The sequence below is a fragment of the Pantoea sp. RSPAM1 genome (genome assembly GCF_038816185.1).
GTDB classification, from domain to species: Bacteria; Pseudomonadota; Gammaproteobacteria; order Enterobacterales; family Enterobacteriaceae; genus Pantoea; species Pantoea ananatis.
Map to the genome: position 1 here is coordinate 3,475,666 of NZ_CP046137.1, position 19,862 is coordinate 3,495,527.

Annotated in this window: 20 protein-coding genes and 1 other RNA gene; 7 read left to right on the plus strand and 14 right to left on the minus strand. The window is 52.9% G+C overall.

The window, feature by feature from the left end; translation table 11 throughout:
• The first annotated feature begins 178 nt into the window (after positions 1–178).
• From GKC68_RS16880 to GKC68_RS16890, 3 genes are all read left to right on the plus strand, one after another.
• On the plus strand, positions 179–532 hold the full coding sequence (locus GKC68_RS16880; protein WP_028723977.1) for a hypothetical protein: 354 nt from the start codon (positions 179–181) through the stop codon (positions 530–532).
• 146 nt (positions 533–678) lie between these two features.
• Positions 679–1,056, plus strand: a complete 378-nt coding sequence (gene tomB / locus GKC68_RS16885; RefSeq protein ID WP_028723978.1) for an Hha toxicity modulator TomB — start codon at positions 679–681, stop codon at positions 1,054–1,056.
• Positions 1,057–1,080: 24 nt separating this feature from the next.
• Complete coding sequence (locus tag GKC68_RS16890) at positions 1,081–1,296, plus strand: HHA domain-containing protein (protein ID WP_028723979.1); 216 nt, start codon at positions 1,081–1,083, stop codon at positions 1,294–1,296.
• Positions 1,297–1,434: 138 nt separating this feature from the next.
• Here GKC68_RS16890 and ffs read toward each other — a convergent pair.
• An RNA gene (ffs, locus tag GKC68_RS16895) (signal recognition particle sRNA small type) lies at positions 1,435–1,531 on the minus strand.
• A gap of 162 nt (positions 1,532–1,693) precedes the next feature.
• Here ffs and GKC68_RS16900 point away from each other — a divergent pair.
• Positions 1,694–2,005 (plus strand): MGMT family protein, encoded by a 312-nt coding sequence (locus GKC68_RS16900; protein ID WP_047714452.1) that lies wholly within the window; start codon positions 1,694–1,696, stop codon positions 2,003–2,005.
• 48 nt (positions 2,006–2,053) lie between these two features.
• Here the strand turns inward: GKC68_RS16900 and GKC68_RS16905 are convergent, their stop codons facing one another.
• Positions 2,054–2,611 (minus strand): YbaY family lipoprotein, encoded by a 558-nt coding sequence (locus GKC68_RS16905; protein ID WP_013024901.1) that lies wholly within the window; start codon positions 2,609–2,611, stop codon positions 2,054–2,056.
• A gap of 192 nt (positions 2,612–2,803) precedes the next feature.
• On the opposite strand from GKC68_RS16905, the gene tesB reads away from it, so the two are divergent.
• Complete coding sequence (gene tesB / locus GKC68_RS16910; RefSeq protein ID WP_064365625.1) at positions 2,804–3,667, plus strand: acyl-CoA thioesterase II; 864 nt, start codon at positions 2,804–2,806, stop codon at positions 3,665–3,667.
• Positions 3,668–3,713: 46 nt separating this feature from the next.
• On the opposite strand, the gene amtB is transcribed toward tesB, so the two are convergent.
• The 5 genes from amtB to GKC68_RS16935 all read right to left on the minus strand — a co-directional run bounded on the left by amtB (position 3,714) and on the right by GKC68_RS16935 (position 9,657).
• Positions 3,714–5,003, minus strand: coding sequence for an ammonium transporter AmtB (gene amtB, locus GKC68_RS16915; protein WP_028723982.1), 1,290 nt, complete (start codon positions 5,001–5,003; stop codon positions 3,714–3,716).
• A gap of 34 nt (positions 5,004–5,037) precedes the next feature.
• A complete protein-coding gene (glnK, locus tag GKC68_RS16920) occupies positions 5,038–5,376 on the minus strand; it encodes a P-II family nitrogen regulator (RefSeq protein WP_013024898.1) in 339 nt (112 codons plus the stop codon).
• A 257-nt stretch (positions 5,377–5,633) separates the two neighbouring features.
• Entirely contained in the window at positions 5,634–7,409 is a 1,776-nt protein-coding gene (locus GKC68_RS16925) for a SmdB family multidrug efflux ABC transporter permease/ATP-binding protein (protein WP_058705583.1), read from the minus strand.
• The gene (locus tag GKC68_RS16930; RefSeq protein WP_028723984.1) at positions 7,402–9,171 is read right to left on the minus strand and encodes a SmdA family multidrug ABC transporter permease/ATP-binding protein; all 1,770 of its coding nucleotides are present in this window, start codon (positions 9,169–9,171) and stop codon (positions 7,402–7,404) included. Before GKC68_RS16930 ends, GKC68_RS16925 begins: the two co-directional genes overlap by 8 nt.
• Positions 9,172–9,195: 24 nt before the next feature.
• Entirely contained in the window at positions 9,196–9,657 is a 462-nt protein-coding gene (locus tag GKC68_RS16935; RefSeq protein ID WP_028723985.1) for an Lrp/AsnC family transcriptional regulator, read from the minus strand.
• Between the two features lie 117 nt (positions 9,658–9,774).
• On the opposite strand from GKC68_RS16935, the gene GKC68_RS16940 reads away from it, so the two are divergent.
• Together GKC68_RS16940 and queC are read left to right on the plus strand one after the other, a co-directional pair.
• Positions 9,775–10,809 carry a PLP-dependent cysteine synthase family protein gene (locus tag GKC68_RS16940; RefSeq protein ID WP_028723986.1) on the plus strand — a complete coding sequence of 345 codons (1,035 nt, stop codon included), beginning with the start codon at positions 9,775–9,777 and terminating at the stop codon, positions 10,807–10,809.
• Positions 10,810–10,935: 126 nt separating this feature from the next.
• Positions 10,936–11,631, plus strand: a complete 696-nt coding sequence (gene queC, locus GKC68_RS16945) for a 7-cyano-7-deazaguanine synthase QueC (protein ID WP_028723987.1) — start codon at positions 10,936–10,938, stop codon at positions 11,629–11,631.
• Between the two features lie 58 nt (positions 11,632–11,689).
• Here queC and GKC68_RS16950 read toward each other — a convergent pair whose 3' ends face one another.
• From GKC68_RS16950 to clpP, 7 genes are all read right to left on the minus strand, one after another.
• On the minus strand, positions 11,690–12,088 hold the full coding sequence (locus GKC68_RS16950) for a YbgC/FadM family acyl-CoA thioesterase (RefSeq protein ID WP_014606439.1): 399 nt from the start codon (positions 12,086–12,088) through the stop codon (positions 11,690–11,692).
• Positions 12,089–12,186: 98 nt separating this feature from the next.
• Positions 12,187–12,510, minus strand: a complete 324-nt coding sequence (locus GKC68_RS16955) for a helix-hairpin-helix domain-containing protein (protein ID WP_028723988.1) — start codon at positions 12,508–12,510, stop codon at positions 12,187–12,189.
• A gap of 139 nt (positions 12,511–12,649) precedes the next feature.
• Positions 12,650–14,521 carry a peptidylprolyl isomerase gene (gene ppiD / locus GKC68_RS16960; RefSeq protein ID WP_342656356.1) on the minus strand — a complete coding sequence of 624 codons (1,872 nt, stop codon included), beginning with the start codon at positions 14,519–14,521 and terminating at the stop codon, positions 12,650–12,652.
• Positions 14,522–14,770: 249 nt separating this feature from the next.
• The gene (gene hupB, locus GKC68_RS16965; RefSeq protein ID WP_014606441.1) at positions 14,771–15,043 is read right to left on the minus strand and encodes a nucleoid-associated protein HU-beta; all 273 of its coding nucleotides are present in this window, start codon (positions 15,041–15,043) and stop codon (positions 14,771–14,773) included.
• Positions 15,044–15,258: 215 nt separating this feature from the next.
• Positions 15,259–17,613, minus strand: coding sequence for an endopeptidase La (gene lon, locus GKC68_RS16970; RefSeq protein WP_028723990.1), 2,355 nt, complete (start codon positions 17,611–17,613; stop codon positions 15,259–15,261).
• A 185-nt stretch (positions 17,614–17,798) separates the two neighbouring features.
• The gene (gene clpX / locus GKC68_RS16975) at positions 17,799–19,070 is read right to left on the minus strand and encodes an ATP-dependent protease ATP-binding subunit ClpX (RefSeq protein ID WP_013024887.1); all 1,272 of its coding nucleotides are present in this window, start codon (positions 19,068–19,070) and stop codon (positions 17,799–17,801) included.
• 132 nt (positions 19,071–19,202) lie between these two features.
• Entirely contained in the window at positions 19,203–19,826 is a 624-nt protein-coding gene (clpP, locus tag GKC68_RS16980; protein ID WP_028723991.1) for an ATP-dependent Clp endopeptidase proteolytic subunit ClpP, read from the minus strand.
• Positions 19,827–19,862 lie beyond the last annotated feature (36 nt).

Consider the following 19,862-nt stretch of genomic DNA (forward strand, 5'->3'; position numbering starts at 1 on the left):
TTTCAAAAAATAAACCAGCGCACGATTTGCCATAAAAAGGGCAACAGAGAAGCAGCAACGAATCAACCACTTGCTTAAGTTTGCCCTTAACGAGGCCTTATTATGTGTGGAGGACTACTTGCAAACCGCCAGAAGAACATCAATGATGGGTTTATAAGTTGTTATTCATGAGCAGACTATGTCAGTAAGAATTGAATGCGATGTCGCGCAGGATGAAACGGATTGCGCAAAATTAGCCACAATTATAGAGCGGAATATTCTCAAAATAACAGATTCACTGGTTGGCGATTTACATTGGTATTCAGCCAATGCCATCTTAGTGCCAGGCAGTTTACGCGTTATTGCTGTTGAGATGACAGAGACGAACAGATTTAAGTTACTTTACGATTTTCAGTGGAATTTATTTAATCCGTGTCTGGATTTAAATGAAATCGTTACGCAAAATGAACACGTCAGCTTCCGTATCTGCCCTGCCGCGCTTGTATTTGAGCCGATTGAGAATCAGCGCCCCTCACCTGGCGATGAATTGTAATATTTAGTAATGGAGGTGAGCAGAACTAATGATTTTACACTATTCTTAACTCAGTCCGTTAATTAAAAACCTGATAACCACTTCCTGGCCGCTTCACCTAATCGCGCCGCATTGCGGTAACTTTGCTCGCTACGGAGGGGAAAAAGATGGACGAATACTCACCGAAACGGCATGATATTGCCCAGCTTAAATACTTGTGTGAGAGTCTGTTTGACGAAAGCATGGCGACATTAACTGACAGTCATCACGGCTGGGTTAATGACCCCACTGCCGAAAGCAATTTACAGCTAAACGATTTGATTGAGCACATTGCCTCTTTCACCATGAATTACAAAATTAAGCACGTTGAAGACGAAGCACTGATTACCCAAATCGATGAATATCTTGATGATACCTTTATGCTGTTTAGCAACTACAGTGTAAATACTCAGGATCTTCAGCGCTGGCAACGCTCAGCGAAACGTTTATTTAATGTGTTTACTGAAGAGTGCGCTTTTCTTCAACAGCCAAGCCATTCATTATAGTACTGACGTGAGAACGGTTTATTTATGAACAAAACCCTAACTAAAACTGATTATTTGATGCGACTGAGGCGCTGTCGTTCTATTGACACGCTGGAACGCGTGATTGAAAAAAATAAGTACGAATTATCCGATGAAGAATTAGCAGTATTTTACTCAGCAGCCGATCACCGCCTGGCTGAACTGACGATGAACAAGCTCTACGACAAAGTCCCGGTGTCAGTCTGGAAATTTGTACGCTAACCTATTTTGTATTACGTTTGATCTGATTTCACCAGCCCGTTTTTGCACAACTCGCCTGCCGGCAATGGAAGGGCCCAGGCGAGATTCGCCTGTTTATTATCTGGGAAGAGAAATGTTTAGGAGATGAAATGGTGGAGGCCCCGCCAGCTACATCCCGGCACACACGTCACCTGCTGCGGCTGCTTCCTTCCGGACCTGACCGAGTTCACAAGCTAGCATTGCGGGAGAACCAACAGGGCCCCCATTGACTAGCCCTCATTTCGAGAGCGCATGCATTATCGGGGATGCCCCCGGCAATTGCAAGCCTGGTCGGGATGACCGTTGGTTTCTTGTACGATCGCCGATAATTAACCCTCAATGTGATAAAATTATCGCCTTTTCTCGGGCAGGAAAGTTTATGGACAGCTCTGACAGCTTCAAACAGCGAATATGGCAAATCGTTGCCGCCATTCCTTCCGGCAGCGTCACGACCTATGGTGACGTCGCCCTGCTGGCGGGCTCGCCCAGAGCAGCGCGTCAGGTCGGTGGCGTCCTGAGTCGCCTGCCCGAGGGCAGTACGCTTCCCTGGCACCGGGTGATTAATCGCCATGGTGCTATTTCGCTGCAGGGCGATCGGTTATTTCGTCAGCGAGAGGCGCTGGAGGCGGAAGGCATTGAGGTGAGTGACGCCGGTGAGATTGATTTAGACCACTATCGCTGGCGATTTTAAGGCGTCAGGGCGGCGTCAAAGCCGCCCTGATAAGGTTGCCTTGGGGCCTTACATGGTCGTCGGTGCTGGTACTGCGGCAGATGGCGTCACCTGCGTCGGTGACGTTGGCGGTACGCTCGTGGCTGCGCCAGGCTGCGTTGGCATCGCCATAGAAGGAACCGGTACTAACACCAGATCGGTTTTTGTTCCGCCCTGATTGATCACCGGTTTGACCTCTTCGGTAATAAAGGCCATCTTGCCATCAACCGTAATGGCAGCGCTTAACAGGATACGCGCATTGGGCTGAATATCGGCCGGGTTGAAAGGCAGCACAAAATGGAATGGCGCCTGCTTCCCTTCCGTGCGCACAACGCGCTGGGACAGCACTTTCGACGGTGCATCCGCAACCGATGCATCTGACAGCGTCACGGTCAGTGCAGCGTTGGGCGGCAGCGCAATGCGCTGGCGAATATAGACGGATCCACTGACGTTAGGCTGAGCAATCGTTGCCGTTTGTCCTGCAACCGCTGACCCTAAAGTCGGGGTTGGAACCGGTTTGCCTTTGTGTGCACAACCTGCGAGAGCCATCGCCATCGCTACGCCACTTAACACATGCCAGAATTTCATTGATGTCGTCTCCTTTTGATCAAAATGATTTTTAGCAGTGAATCTTCATTACAGCGTTTCACTCGCCGTATGTCTTTAATGTTGGCACAAAATCAAAAGTTTGCCTGGTCGGTTGAAAGACCGAAAGTCTGATTGACGGAAACTGGTCGGATCTTTCACACTTAGGCAAATACTTATTATCAGGAAAGCGTCATGAGTCAGGCACTCGAAAATCTGCTTAACTTAATCCATCTGGAAAAAATCGAAGAAGGCCTGTTTCGCGGCCAGAGCGAAGATCTTGGCCTTCGTCAGGTCTTTGGCGGTCAGGTAGTGGGACAGGCACTTTTTGCGGCCAAACAGACCGTGCCGGAAGATCGCGTCATTCACTCATTCCACAGCTATTTTCTCCGCCCCGGCGACAGCCAGAAACCGATTATTTACGACGTGGAAAGCCTGCGTGACGGTAAAAGTTTTAGCGCCCGCCGGGTCAGCGCCATTCAAAATGGTCAGCCTATTTTTTATATGACGGCCTCTTTCCAGTCGCCGGAAAGCGGTTTTGAACATCAGAAACCTATGCCGCAGGTAAAAGGGCCTGATAATCTCCCCAACGAGCAGCAGATGGCGCAAAAAATGGCCCATATGCTGCCAGAGAAGCTGCGCGAGAAATTTATCGCCGAGCGTCCGCTGGAAATCCGCCCGGTGCAGATCCACAACCCGTTACGAGGCCACGTTGATAAACCGCAACGTCAGGTGTGGATTCGGGCTAACGGCACGCTGCCCGACGATTTACGCATCCATCAGTATCTACTGGGCTACGCTTCCGACCTTAACTTTTTGCCCGTGGCCCTGCAGCCCCATGGCAAAGGCTTTCTGGAACCCGATATGCAGGTGGCGACGATTGACCATTCTATGTGGTTTCATCGTGAGCTGAATTTTAACGACTGGCTGCTCTACAGCGTGGAGAGCACCTCTGCATCGGGCGCGCGAGGCTTTGTGCGCGGTGAGTTTTACAACCTGCAAGGAGAACTGGTGGCATCAACGGTTCAGGAAGGTGTGATGCGCCAGCGCAGCGAATAGCAAAAAGGGGCGAAATCGCCCCTTTTCTCTTGTCGTTACAGATAAATTAATGGTTGTATGCGTTCTCGCCATGGCTATTGACGTCCAGGCCTTCGCGCTCCTGCTCTTCCGGCACGCGCAGCCCTACAATCATATCCGCCAGTTTAAAGCCAATGAAAGCCACCACGGCAGACCAGACGATAGTCACCCCGACACTCAACAGCTGAATGGCAACCTGATGCCCCATAGTCACGCCTGGTGCATAGCCTACGCCGCCCAGTGAAGAGGACGCGAACACGCCCGTCAGAATACAGCCGATGATGCCACAGACGCCGTGAACGCCGAATACGTCACAAGGATCGTCAACCCGCAGCCATCTTTTCAGCGTTGTTACGCCCCAGATGCCCGCCAGGCCACCGGCTAAACCGATAATTAACGCGCCACCGACGCCGACATAACCACAAGCTGGCGTAATGGCAACCAGACCCGCAATAAAACCAGAACAGGCACCTAACAGAGAAGGTTTACCACGCAGCGCCCATTCGCCGAAGGTCCATGCCAGCACAGCAGCGGCAGTGGCCACAACGGTATTCAGGAAAGCCAGTCCGGCAATTTCGTTAGCTGCCGACGCCGAGCCTGCGTTGAAGCCAAACCAGCCGACATACAGAATCGCGGTACCGGTAAAGACCATTGGCAGGTTGTGAGGTTTAAATGCCTCTTTGCCGAAGCCTGCACGTTTGCCCACCAGGTAAGCACCGACCAGTCCGGCAACCGCCGCGTTAATGTGCACAACCGTGCCGCCAGCAAAGTCCAGCGCGCCGTCCTGAGCCAGTAAGCCGCCTGCCCAGACCATATGCGCGATAGGCAGATAAGCCAGCGTCAGCCATACCACCACGAAAATCAGCACGGCAGAGAAACGAATACGTTCCGCAATAGCACCGACGATCAGCCCCACGGTAATACAGGCAAAGGACGCCTGGAAAGCCACATGGATATATTGATAAAAGCTGCCCATTACCGCTGTCAGCGCGATGTTTTTCAGCATTACCCAGTTGAAGCTGCCAAAGAATGCATTGCCTTCACTAAAGGCCAGTGAGTAGCCATAAATCACCCACAGCACACATACCAGCGAGAAGGTGACCGCCACCTGAGTGAGCATAGAGAGCACGTTTTTACCGCGGATCAAGCCGCCGTAAAACAGCGCAATCCCGGGAATTGACATAAACAGCACCAGCGCAGTGCAAATCATCATAAAGGCGTTATCGGCTTTGTCTGCCACGGCAGGCGCAGCAGCCATTGCCAGCGACGGTAACAGTGCCAGGCTGGTGAGGCCCAACTTGGTCAGCATTTTATTCATTTTTTTTCCATCCCATCACATTACTGAGTCTTGTTTACAGTGCGGCTTCGTCGGTTTCGCCGGTACGTATGCGAATCACGCGCTGCAGTTCAGCAACGAAAATCTTGCCGTCGCCAATTTTTCCGGTGTAAGCCGATTTACTGATTACGTCCACCACTTCGTCCAGTTGGTCGTCTGCAATGGCGATATCAATTTTGACCTTGGGCAGAAAGTTCACGCTGTATTCCGCACCACGGTACAGTTCGGCGTGCCCTTTCTGACGTCCAAAACCTTTCACTTCGGAGACGGTCAGTCCCTGAATACCAATGGAGGACAATGCCTCACGCACATCTTCCAGCTTGAACGGCTTAATTACGACGGTAACCAGCTTCATAGCCTCTCCTTAAGGAATTGAAATAAGTAAGTCTCATGGACACGCAGAGACTTAAGCAAAGGCTGTGCCAGATGTAAGTATTGTGCGAAATCCGTTATCAGGCCGCGACGGAATCAGGCTCAGGAAATGCTGGATATCGGTCTGGAAAAAACTGGGGGAGTGATAAACGAAGCGGATGCACTCCTTTGGTGCTGTTACGCTCAAAGGCGTGCATCCTGACGGAACAATGGAGAAAAAGATGCGCAAAAAAGGTGCAATCACCCCGCGCTGACTAACGGTGATGTCGATTCCAGTTCATCGCCAACCTGTTGCAACTGATACATTTGCCAGTAGCGCCCTTCCTCTGCCAGCAGCTGCTGATGCGTGCCCTGCTCGACAACATGACCACGGTGCAGCACCAGTATGTTGTCTGCTTCGGTAATGGTGGAAAGACGGTGGGCGATAACCACCAGCGTCGTATGCTGACGCAGGGTGCGCAGCGTATGCTGAATGGCCTGCTCTGTACCGGAATCGATATTTGCGGTGGCTTCATCAAGGATGAGAATCTGCGGCAGTTGGACCAGTACGCGTGCCAGCGCCAGCAATTGCTTTTGCCCTACCGACAGGTTATTTCCCTGTTCGCCCAGTCGGGTATGAATACCTGCAGGCAATGCCCGGGCCAGCGGCGCCAGCTGTACCTGCTCCAGCGCCGTCCACACGGCTTCCTCGCTGATATCCCGACCCAGCCGCACGTTGGCCAGCAACGTGTCGGCCAATACGACCGGATCCTGCTGTACCATCGCGATGCTGCGTCTTAGCGCCTGATGAGAATATTGCCCCAACGGACGATCGTCCAGACGGACTTCACCGCGCGTCACCGGATAGTAGCCCATTAACAGGTTTGCCAGCGTACTCTTGCCGCTACCGGTATGACCGACCAGCGCGACAAAGCCGCGTGAAGGCACATCCAGCGAGATGTTGCTTAGCACGTCACGATCATCGCGATAGGCAAAGCTCAGGTTATCCAGCGTAATGCGTCCGGACGCCATGGGCCGATCGCTGTCACCATAGTGCTGCTGGGGCGCATCCATCAGTTCAAAAATACGCTCGCCCGCAACAACCGCCTGCTGCAACATCGACTGCTGCGTAGTGAGTTCGATTAGGGGCTCGTTAAGCCGTCCCAGATAGGTGATAAACGCGTACAGCACCCCGACTTCGAAAACGCCGGGCATGGAGAAACTGAATAACAGCAGCAGCCCGCACAGCACCAGCGCCGAAAACAGGCTTAAAAGCGGCCGTAACAGGAAGCCATCGAGCCGCAGGGTTTGCATGCGCGCCAGATAGTGAGAGCGGCTGGCTTCCCCCATGCGTTCGCCAAAACGTGCCTGCTGGCGGAACTGCTGAATCACGCTCATCCCGCTGATTACTTCATTAAAACCGTTGTTGATATCGGCCAGATAGCTGCGAACGCGACGCGCTATCGGTGTACTGAAGCGCTGATAAATCAGCATGACGATGAGCACCATGGGGAAAATCAGCATCGCCACCAGCGCCATGCGCCAGTCCAGACTGAACATGGCCACCATCATTGCGCCCACCAGCGCGGCGCTGCGCAGGACCGTCGCGACAACGGTCACATACAGATCCCGGACGACTTCCGTGTCGTTGGTGACCCGGGAAATCAACTGACCCACCGGCTGGGTATCAAACGCAGCGAGCGGCTGACGCAGCGCCGCGTTCATAGCATCGGTGCGTAAACGCTGCACCACGCCAATCGCGGCCCGGTTAAACAGTAACGCCTGCCCGTAATGCAGGGCGGCAGCCAGCAGCTGCAGCAGAATAAAACTCACGACCAGTCCTGCCACGATGCCCCAGGGCATTTGATGCTTCGCCACCAGATTATCGATGAAATAACTCACCAGAACCGGGCCGGTGACTTCGGCGGCAGCGGCAATCCAGAGCATCAACACGGCCAGCGACAGCGATTTGCGCCACGGTTTACCGTAGCTCAGCAGGCGTTTAAGTGTTGGCCACATAGGTTGTGACTTAGCCATGCGGCACTCCTTTTTCCGTTTGATCATCGTCCAGCGCGGCTTCCAGTTGCTGATAGCGATACATATCCCGATACCAGCCCGCCGCGTTGGCCAGGGCAGCGTGGTCGCCTCGCTGCGTCACGGTGCCCTGATGCAGCACCAGAATCTCGCTGGCTTCCGTGAGTGCCGACAGGCGGTGGGCACTGATGATCAACGTGCGGCCTTTGCCCCACAGGCGCAGATTATGCAAAATTTCGTGCTCTGTGCGTCCGTCCACGGCCGACAGCGCATCGTCCAGAACCAGGATCTCCGCATCAAGCAGCAGAGCACGGGCGATTGAAATACGCTGTTTCTGACCGCCGGACAGCATAACTCCGCGCTCCCCGACTTCAGTTTCGTAGCCTTGCGGCAGGCGTAAGATGTCGTCGTGGACGCAGGCCATTTTTGCCGCCTGCTCAATATCCTCCTGACGGGCATCCGGCCTGCCCAGCGCAATGTTATTGGCCACGCTGTCGGAAAACAGAAACGGCGTCTGGCTGACGACGGCGAGACGGCTGCGCCAGCTGTCCAGCCGCAGCTGTGGCAGAGGGATGGCATGGTAGCGGATATCCCCTTGCTGAATATCGAAGTGACGCTGAATCAAACTCAGCAAGGTCGTTTTACCACTGCCGGTCGGGCCGCACAGGCCCAGCATATCGCCCGGCTTGAGTTGAAATTCAACCTGGCTCAGTATCGCACCTGAACTGGCGGGATAGCTGAATTCGCGAATCGAGACCTGTAACGTTCCGGCGCTGTCAGGCAAGGCTTTATCACCGTCTTCAACGACCGGTGCCTCAGAAAGCAGCGCACGAATTCGGCTCCAGGCCGCACTGCCACGCTCAACAATGTTAAACATCCATGCCAGCGCCAGCATCGGCCAGATCATCAATCCCAGGTACATGACAAAGCTGGTGAGCTGCCCCAGCGTCATTTGATCATGCCACACCAGCCAGCTTCCGCCGCCAATCGCCAGCAGGTTGGCAAAGCCAATCGCAATATAAATGGTGGGATCAAAACGCGCATCCACTCGCGCAACGCGCAGGTTTTTCTCTCCGGTATCACGGGCAATATCGGCGAACTGCGCCGACTGATGTTGCTCCAGCCCAAATGCCTTAATCATTCGGATGCTGGTAAGGCTCTCTTGCGTCTGATCGTTCAGGCTGGAAAAGGCCGCCTGCGCCAGTTTGAAACGGTTATGCAGCTGCTCGCCATAGCGGTGAATGACCAACGCCATGAATGGCATCGGTATTAGCGATATCAGCGTCAGTTGCCAGCTGATTTGCGTACTCATGGCAATTAACACAACGCATCCCATGACCAGAGAATCCACCAGCGTCAGCACGCCTTCACCGGCAGCAAAAACCACCCGATCGACGTCGTTGGTAGCGCGGGCAATGAGATCGCCGGTTCGGTGACGCAGGTAAAACGCCGGCTGCTGACGGCTGAGCTGACGATAAAAATCCTCTCGCAGCTCAACGGCCAGTTGGTAGGATGCGCCAAACAGCAGCACGCGCCAGACATAGCGCAGCAGATAAACCACCACGGCGGTCAGCAGCATAATGCCAATCCACATCAGGATGTGTCGGGCATCCATGTTTTGGTGGGTCACGCCGTCCACAATCACCCCGACAATCCACGGCGGCAGCAACTGCAGAACAGCAATAACGATCAGTAAGGTGACGGCGCCCAGATAACGCCGCCACTCACGGATAAAATACCAACTTAACTGGCTGAATAATCGCACAAGGCTGCTCTCAATCTCAGATACTCAGGGGCCAACAGGCAGGGCTGTCGTGTATTTAATCTCTTCCATCGCGAAGCTGGAGGTCACATCGATCAGGCCTGTTACACCATTAACTAAACGCTTATAAAAGGCATCATAACTTTTCATGTCGGCAACCTGAATACGCAGTAAATAATCGTATTCACCGGCCATACGGTAAAAGCCCATCACTTCCGGCATGCTCTGCACCACCGAGACGAATTCCTGATACCAGGTTTTGCTGTGCTGGGTGGTTTTGACAAACATAAAGGCCGTGAGAGAGAGGCCAAGCTTTTCATTATCCAGCAGAGCGACCCGCCCGCGAATAATGCCGTCTTCTTCCAGCTTTTTCAGGCGCTTCCAACAGGGCGTGGTGGTGAGATTAACCGCATCTGCCAGTACCTGGAGTGAAGTGGTGCAGTCCTGCTGCAGCATAGCCAACAGTTTAAGGTCAATTTTATCTGGCATATGGCCCTCCGGTAGAAATTTTTTCTCCATTACCGCCATTTTAACGCAAAACCAGCAAGCTCTTTTTCCTGCACGTGCCTTAAAATAGTGACTTTCATCCGACCGGAAATGAACGCCATGTCAACATGCTGGGTACGCCACGCGATTAACGAAATTAACGCTGATTTTCAACGCTCAGCGGACACACACTTAATTCGCTTCAGTTTGCCGGATTTTCCGGGCATCAGGTTCTATCTCAAAGATGAAAGCACGCATCCCAGCGGAAGCCTGAAACATCGTCTGGCGCGCTCCCTGTTTCTGTACGCCCTGGCCAACGGTTGGATCAAACAAGATACGCCGGTTATTGAGGCCTCTTCGGGCAGTACGGCCGTGTCAGAAGCCTATTTTGCCCGCCTGCTGGGCTTGCCTTTTATTGCCGTCATGCCCGCCAGCACCGCGAAGCGCAAAATTGAGCAGATCACCTTCTACGGCGGTCAGTGTCACTTTGTCAGCGATCCCTGTCAGCTCTATGCAGAATCCGAGCGCCTCGCCCGGGAACTGAACGGCCATTTTATGGATCAGTTTACCTACGCGGAACGGGCCACCGACTGGCGTGGCAACAACAACATTGCTGAAAGCATCTTCCGTCAGATGGCAAACGAACCCTTTCCCGTTCCTCACACTCTGATAATGAGTGCCGGCACTGGCGGTACCTCGGCCACGCTGGGACGCTATATTCGCTATCAGGGATGCGATACGCGATTACTGGTCGTTGATCCGCAGCATTCCGTTTTTTATGACTACTGGCACAACCGTGACACCACCCTGACCAGCAATCGTGGCAGTATGATTGAAGGCATTGGTCGTCCACGCGTCGAGCCTTCCTTTCTGCCCGATGTGATTGACGAAATGCTTCGCGTACCGGATGGCGCATCCATTGCCGCCATGCTGAAGCTGGAAACGCTGCTGGGACGCAAACCGGGCCCGTCTACCGGCACCAACTTCTGGGGCATGATGCAGGTGGCAAAACGCTTACGCGATAATCGTGAGCAGGGCTCGCTGGTGACACTGCTGTGCGACAGCGGAGAACGTTATCCTGATACTTACTATCAACCTGAGTGGGTTGCCGAGCACATTGGTGATATTACGCCCTGGCAGCGCGAACTGGGCTAGCACGCGATCAGACCTTGACTAACGGGGTTAGAAGAGCCGGATCGGGCCAGTTATTGCCCCCCGCAGCTGTTCAGGCGCGCGTTCAGGTATTACCATAAGCACCAATTTTTATTATTGGGACGTGCCATGAAACGCGCCGTTGTCGTATTTAGCGGTGGACAAGACTCCACCACCTGCCTGGTTCAGGCCTTACAGCATTACGATGAAGTGCACTGTGTGACCTTCGACTATGGTCAGCGTCATCGTGAAGAGATTGACGTGGCCCGGGACCTTTCCCTGAAGCTGGGCGCCCGAGCGCACAAGGTACTCGATGTGACCATGCTGAATGAACTGGCCGTCAGCAGCCTGACGCGAGACAGCATTCCGGTTCCCGCTTATGATCCCAAGGCGAGCGGCCTGCCGAGCACTTTTGTACCGGGCCGCAATATTCTGTTTCTGACCCTGGCCTCGGTTTACGCGTATCAGGTTGAGGCGGAAGCCGTCATCACCGGCGTGTGCGAAACCGACTTCTCTGGTTACCCCGACTGTCGCGACGAGTTCGTCAAAGCGCTAAACCACGCGATCAGCCTTGGCATGGCGCGCGATATTCGTTTTGAAACCCCGCTGATGTGGCTTAATAAAGCCGAAACCTGGGCGCTGGCCGATTACTGGCAGCAGCTTGGGTTGATCCGCGAAGAGACGCTCACCTGTTATAACGGCATTAAAGGTGACGGCTGTGGCGAATGTGCCGCCTGTCATCTGCGATCAAAGGGCCTGAATGCTTATCTGCAGGATCGCCCCGCTATTATGTCAGCCATGAAGGCAAAAACCGGTTTGCAATAACCTCAAACGCGGCGGCGACAGATAGCCGCCGCCTTGATGACATGCGTTATGACATCAGTTAAGACATCAGTCTTTCCAGTCGCTGCCGCAGTTCGCCTTCCAGCGGGACGGCTTTCTGGGAACGCAGATCGATGCACACGAAGGTCAGTGCCGCATCCGCAACAACGGTTTCACCACCCGCTAAAAGAACCCGCTGAGAAATGATGCCGCTTTTTCCATTGAGCTGCGTGATGTCGCTGCTGATCTCCAGTACATCGCCCAGCACCGCCGGGCGACGATAATTGATGTTGATGTTTACCACCACAAAGGCCAGTTTCTGCTCAAGCAGCCAGTTAAAGGCGTCCGCTTCTTCCAGCCATTGCCAGCGCGCTTCTTCTAAAAACTCCAGATAACGAGCATTGTTAACGTGCTGATAGACATCCAGATGATAGCCGCGCACTTTTATCGTGGTCTGCATTCCTGTTCTCCTGCTGCTATAAATTAACTGGTTGGACCTGTTCACTTTAGCAGAGTCCGCCCGCAGCAGCAGGTTAAGCATCAGAGTTGCGCATCACTTCACAATTTCAGACGCGACAGGTTTCTCTCAACCAGGGCATTGCCAAAGCCGGGCACCTCTTTCAGCTGATCGATAGCCGTAAACGGCCCGTACTCTTCACGATAGCTGACGATAGACTGCGCCTTCTTAAGGCCCACCCCGTTCATCGCCTTTGATAATTGCTCTGCCGTCGCGTCGTTTATGCTGACCTGCTCCTGCTGCGGCATGGAAACCTGCGCGGCCTGGGTTTCACTTGGGGTTTCTGCCGCTGAAAGAGGCATTTGATAAAGCGCGCCACACAGGGCGAGGGAAAGATAAAAGGCGTGTAAGTTGGGTTTAGCCATGCTGTGTTTCTCCTTGTGTTAAACAGCTGGCTCAGGTTGTCACGACAATGAGATGGCCTCAAACGGCAAAGGTTAGAAATGGAAAAGGCCGCATAAGCGGCCTTGGGTTGTTTCAGTCATTATCTGAAATTTGCGAGGATCACTGCATCTGCTGGGCAGCGGCACCGTATTTGATTTTGGCCTCTTTACGCAGATTTTGCAGCAATGCTTCAAAGGCAAGCTGCGCGTTGTTCTGCGTGACGCCTTTGACCATTTCATTAATCTGAGCCTGTGGCATCGTACCGGTGCTGACCTTATCCACCGCCACCAGAACCACATTGCCCTGCATATCTTCGCTGACGCCCCAGGAGGGTTTGTTATCCTCAGGCTGTGGCAGGTTAAAGGCAGCCTGTGCCACCGGATCCTGCGTATTTCGATCAACCGTCTTACTGGCGCTCAGGGTCAGGCCTGCTGTTTTAAGCACATCCTGTTTTCCGGCCTTAAGGTCGGCTAACAGTTTATCGGCCTGGGCTTTAGCCTGCTGCGTCGCTTTGTCATGTTTCAACGTGTCGATAATCTGTGCTTTAACCTTCTCCAGCGGTTCAACCGCTTCAGGTTTGTGCTCACTGATACGCAACACGAAGGCACGATCGCCATCCACACTGATAATGTCAGAGTTATTGCCTGGCGCGCCATTTTGTCCCAGAAGCCCGCCGTTGAAAATGGCCTGTTTCACCGCGTCAAAATCGAGATCTTTCGGCACGTCGTCACGGCTAAACCAGCCCGTTTCTGTGGCTTTCATGCCCGACGCCTGCTCTGCTCCCGCAAGAGACTCATTGTCATTGCTGGCCGCTTCACTCACCTTCTGCTGCAGCTTATAGAAGGCATCCACTGCTTTTTCCTGCTTGACCTCATCCGCCACCTCACTGCGCACGTCGGCCAGCGGCTTGACCTGCTCAGGGATGATGTCGTCGAGGCGCGCGATCAGGAAGCCAACGGAAGACTTGATAACGCCTGACTGCTGGCCTTTCTCTTTCAGCCCGGCATTTTTCAGCTCATCCGGCGTGGTAGAAGGTTCCAGCCAGCCCATATCGCCCCCTTTGCGGGCAGAGATCGGGTCAATGGATTTGGTTTTCGCCAGTTCGGCAAAATCAGCACCGCTTTTCAGCTGAGCCAGAATGGCGTTGGCATCGGCTTCCGTTTTGGTCTGAATGACGCTGTAGCGATCGCGCTGTGGCTGGGTGTAATCCGCTTTATGCTGATCGTACCAGGCCTGAATATCCGCATCGCTGGCGTTTTCCTGCATGGCTGCAGCATCCAGTTTGATATAGCTGACCCGGAACTGTTCAGGCGACATAAAGCTGTTTTTATGCTGCTGATAATACTGGTTGATCTCGTCATCGTTCACGGTCTGCTTCGCCGCAAGTGCATTCACGTCCAGGGTTGCGGTCTGAATATCGCGCTTCTGTGCCACCAAATCCACCAGCTTGCTGGTTTCATTTTTCAGCATAAAGTCGGTGTTGGCGATGGCGTTGATGAGCTGCTGTGTCGCCAGCTGCTTGCGCAGCGCTTCCGCATACTGGTCGGCAGTAAAGCCCATGTTGCCGATCATCGCGTTATATTTGGCGTTATCAAACTTACCGTTCGTCTGGAAAGCAGCCTGATTGAAAATCGCCTGCTTAACCTGATCGTCACTGATGGCAATGTGCAGATCTTTGATATAGCTGTCCAGTAAGGCCTGATCGATCAGCTGCGACAGCGCCTGCTGGCGCATCTGCTGCATGTAACCATCGTTACCTGCAAGCTGCGAGAACTGATCGCCCAGCATTTGCTGCTGGCGGTTACGTTCGCTGTTAAATGCCTGATCTAACTGCGCCCGGCTGATCTCCTGACCATTCACTTTGGCCGCATAATCATTGTTGCCGCCAATCAGATAGTTGCCAACGCCGGTCAGCACAAAGGAGAGAATGATCAACCCCAAAATAATCTTGAGCACGACATGGTTCGACGCCGCGCGTAAATTGTCCATCATGGTATGACAACACTCCGCTGTAGTGTGAATGTAAAGCCCTGTCGCAATAACGCCCTCTTCCCGGCGCATTACTCAGCTGCAAATCTTGCTGGCAGCAATAATCCTGTTGAGACAAGCCTTGCGACCTTTACTGCCTCTCTGGATATAAAAAAGGCACATCTTATCGATGTGCCCGTATGTTACATGAGAACGCGTTAACCGTCCTCTAATCCACTCAAGAAAATGTGTTAATGAGTGGTGGCGTTATCATTAGTTGACAGCGTCTTTCAGTGCTTTACCTGCACGGAAACCCGGTACTTTACCTGCCGGGATAGTGATCTCTTTACCGGTTTGTGGGTTACGGCCTGTGCGCGCTGCGCGCTCACGTACTGAGAAAGTGCCGAATCCCACCAGCGCCACTTCATCTCCGCCTTTCAGCGCATCAGAAACAGAGCCCATAAATGCATCTAATACACGTCCTGCTGCTGCTTTAGAAATGTCAGCATCAGCAGCAATTTTATCGATCAGTTGTGACTTATTCACTCTATTCATCCCCTCTTTATTATTTCACATCGTACCCACGCTTCCTGTCGGGTACGAACGCGCAGCAAGTTATATCAAGCCTTATATGCTGAAACAACGGTAATCCTCTTATAACGATGGTTCAGCAGCCACCTAAATTAGCGGCACAAAAAAAAGCTGGCAAGCACCAATTGGTGTTGCCAGCTCTGCTTTTTAACGGTTTATGCCATTAATCACTATTTTGCGGTCGCGACCTGCATGCCGTAAGGCGCGTTTTCCAGCGCAAGGTTCAATACTTCTTCGATGCGCTTGACCGGATGGATTTCCAGATCGGCAATCACGTTCTGTGGAATTTCTTCCAGATCGCGCTTGTTCTCGTCCGGAATCAGGACCACTTTAATGCCGCCACGGTGCGCGGCCAGCAGCTTCTCTTTCAGTCCACCGATCGGCAGCACCTGACCACGCAGCGTGATCTCGCCGGTCATCGCTACATTCGACCGCACCGGGTTACCCGTCAGACAGGACACCAGCGCCGTACACATCGCAATACCGGCACTCGGGCCGTCTTTCGGTGTTGCCCCTTCTGGTACGTGCACGTGGATATCACGTTTTTCGTAAAAATCACCGTTGATACCCAGTTTCTCTGCACGTGCGCGCACGACGGTCAGGGCGGCCTGAATCGACTCCTGCATCACTTCACCGAGCGAACCGGTATAGGTCAGTTTCCCTTTACCCGGTACACAGGCGGTTTCGATTGTCAGCAAATCCCCGCCCACTTCTGTCCAGGCAAGACCGGTCACCTGGCCTACACGGTTTTCGCTGTCCGCACGACCATAGTCAAAACGCTGAACACCAAGGAAATCCTTGAGGTTCTCACCATTGATGGTGATGTGCTTTTTGGTTTTATCCATCAGCAGCGTCTTCACGGCTTTACGGCACAGTTTGGACAGTTCACGTTCCAGGCTACGTACGCCGGCTTCACGCGTGTAATAACGAATGATGCCGACAATCGCGCTGTCTTCAACGCTGATCTCAGAGGCTTTCAAGGCATTGCGCTCAATCTGCTTCGGCAGCAAATGCTGTTTCGCGATGTTGAGCTTTTCGTCTTCGGTATACCCCGACAGGCGAATCACCTCCATACGATCCAGCAGCGGTGCTGGAATATTCATGGAGTTTGACGTTGCCACGAACATCACATCGGAAAGATCGTAGTCCACTTCCAGATAGTGATCGTTAAACGCGATATTCTGTTCCGGATCCAGCACTTCCAGCAGTGCGGATGCCGGATCGCCGCGCATATCCGAGGACATTTTGTCGATTTCATCCAACAGGAACAGCGGGTTTTTCACCCCCACTTTCGCCATTTTCTGGATCAACTTGCCCGGCATTGAGCCAATATAGGTGCGGCGGTGACCACGGATTTCCGCTTCATCGCGCACGCCGCCCAACGCCATACGAATATATTTACGGCCAGTCGCTTTTGCAATGGACTGTCCCAGTGAGGTTTTACCCACACCCGGCGGTCCGACCAGGCAAAGAATCGGCCCTTTGATTTTGCTGACGCGACTTTGCACCGCGAGGTACTCAAGGATACGGTCTTTCACGCGTTCCAGACCATAGTGGTCCGTGTCCAGCGTTTCCTGGGCTTTGCGCAGGTCTTTCTTCACTTTACTGCGCGCGTTCCACGGAACCTGCACCATCCAGTCGATGTAGCCGCGCACCACGGTTGCCTCTGCAGACATAGGCGACATCATTTTCAGCTTTTGCAGTTCAGCTTCGGCTTTATCACGCGCTTCCTGCGGCATTTTAGCCGCATCGATTTTGCGTTTTAACGCTTCGTACTCATCAGGCGTATCATCCATCTCGCCTAACTCTTTCTGAATGGCCTTCATCTGCTCATTCAGGTAGTACTCACGCTGGCTCTTTTCCATCTGCTTTTTCACGCGGTTGCGTATGCGTTTTTCAACCTGCAGCAGATCGATCTCAGACTCCATCATCGCCATCAGATATTCCAGACGCTCGTTAACGTCTGACATCTCCAGCACGGACTGTTTGTCTGCGAGTTTCAATGGCATATGCGCCGCAACCGTATCCGCCAGGCGCGCCGCATCATCAATATTGTTCAGGGAGGTTAAGACCTCAGGCGGGATCTTTTTATTCAGCTTGATGTAACCTTCAAACTGATTGATCGCCGTGCGCACCAGCACTTCCTGCTCACGCTCTTCGATCTCTGGTGAAACCAGATATTCGGCCTGGGCTACAAAGTGATCGCCGTTGTCGGCAAGCGTCGTGATGTTGGCACGTTGCAAGCCTTCAACCAGCACTTTCACCGTACCGTCTGGCAGTTTTAGCATCTGCAAAACGGAGGCGATGGTACCCACTGAAAAAAGATCGTTTATGCCAGGTTCATCCGTTGAAGCCTCTTTCTGTGCGACCAGCATGATCTTTTTATCATGATCCATTGCGGCTTCGAGGCACCGAATTGATTTTTCCCGGCCAACAAACAACGGAATTACCATGTGCGGATAAACTACCACGTCGCGCAAAGGCAAGACGGGGATTTCAATGCGTTCAGAACGCTCAGGATTCATAGAGCTCTCTCTTAGTTTCGTGTCCGCCAGGTGATGGGTACCGCACAGGCAGGTATGCGGTTAAACCCACAGGTGTCTGAGTATATGGGGATGATTGTCAGACATTCAATGTCACAACGGTGAGAAATGCAAAAGGGGAAAGATTTTCCCCTTTATAGATGGCACAATGTGGACGATTTGTTTATTTATTCGCCAGAAGCCTGAGCTTCATGCTTGCCATAAATCAGCATGGGTTCAGACTGCCCCTCAATGACTGACTCATCAATCACGACTTTCTCGACGTCGTCCATAGAAGGCAGATCGTACATCGTTTCCAGCAGTGCACCTTCCACGATAGAACGCAGACCGCGCGCGCCGGTTTTACGTGACATCGCCTTTTTCGCAATCGCCGTCAGGGCTTCATCACGGAATTCCAGATCAACGCCTTCCAGGTTAAACAACGCCTGGTACTGCTTGGTAAGCGCATTTTTTGGCTCGCGTAGGATCTGAATCAGCGCCTCTTCACTCAGCTCATTAAGCGTCGCGACGACAGGTAGACGGCCAATGAATTCCGGGATCAGACCAAATTTGATCAAATCTTCCGGCTCACATTGTGACAGCAGCTCGCCTTCTGTTGCTTTCTGCGATTTGCCTTTTACGGTGGCGCCAAAGCCAATACCTGAACCGGTTTCAACGCGTTGTGAGATGACCTTATCCAGCCCGGCAAACGCACCGCCACAGATAAACAAAATTTTCGAGGTATCAACCTGCAAAAATTCCTGCTGCGGGTGCTTACGGCCGCCCTGCGGAGGAACCGCAGCCACCGTACCTTCAATCAGTTTCAACAACGCCTGCTGCACGCCCTCACCTGAGACGTCACGAGTGATTGATGGGTTGTCTGACTTACGTGAAATTTTGTCAATTTCGTCGATGTAGACAATGCCACGTTGCGCTTTTTGCACATCGTAGTCACATTTTTGCAGCAGTTTCTGAATGATGTTTTCAACGTCTTCCCCCACATAACCGGCTTCGGTCAGGGTGGTGGCGTCCGCCATGGTGAAAGGCACATCCAGTAAACGGGCAAGGGTTTCTGCCAGCAGCGTTTTACCGCTCCCGGTAGGACCAATCAGCAGGATATTACTTTTACCCAGCTCGATACCGTTGCTGGTATCACCGTTGCGTAAACGTTTGTAGTGGTTGTACACCGCCACGGCCAGCACTTTCTTGGCCCTTTCCTGACCAATAACGTAATCGTCGAGGTGATGGCGGATCTCATGCGGCGTAGGCAGAGCGCTACGTTCGCGATGCGGGGCAACCTCTTTTATCTCTTCGCGAATAATGTCGTTACACAGATCAACGCACTCATCGCAGATATACACTGACGGCCCGGCAATCAGCTTACGCACTTCATGCTGGCTTTTGCCGCAAAAAGAGCAGTACAGCAACTTTCCTGAACCGTCTTTGCGCTTATCTGTCATCAGTTAACCTCTTCTTATTCTCAGGCCGTACCAGTAGTACAGCACTGGCCGTGGGTACACGGCCGATGTTCATTCAACCCATTATCGCCTTGTCCTGTTAACTATAGACCAGAGACAAGGCGAAGTTAGGGCTTATTGGCGATGCGTCAGGATGGAATCGACCAATCCATACTCTACCGCTTCGCTGGCGGAGAGGAAACGGTCACGCTCGGTGTCACGCTCAATTTCTTCCAAAGACTTGCCAGTGTGCTCGGCCATCAGTTCGTTCATGCGCTGCTTCACCTTCAGGATTTCGCGCGCGTGAATCTCAATGTCAGTTGCCTGTCCCTGATAGCCACCCAGCGGTTGGTGAATCATCACGCGTGAGTTTGGCAGGCAGAAACGCTTGCCCTTCGTCCCGGCAGTCAACAGGAAAGCCCCCATTGAACAGGCCTGGCCCATACAAATGGTGCTGACGTCTGGCTTGATGAACTTCATGGTGTCATAAATTGACATGCCGGCAGTAATCACGCCACCCGGTGAGTTGATATAAAGGTAAATATCTTTTTCCGGATTCTCTGCTTCCAGAAACAGCATCTGGGCCACAATCAGGTTAGCCATGTGATCTTCCACCTGACCGGTAAGAAAGATTACGCGTTCTTTAAGCAGACGGGAATAGATGTCGTATGAACGCTCGCCGCGCGAGGTTTGCTCGACCACCATTGGCACCAACGCATTATGCGGTGCAATAAACTCACGATCGCCACTGTATGACATTACCGTCTCCTGGATAAATTTCGTTGGCAACATTCT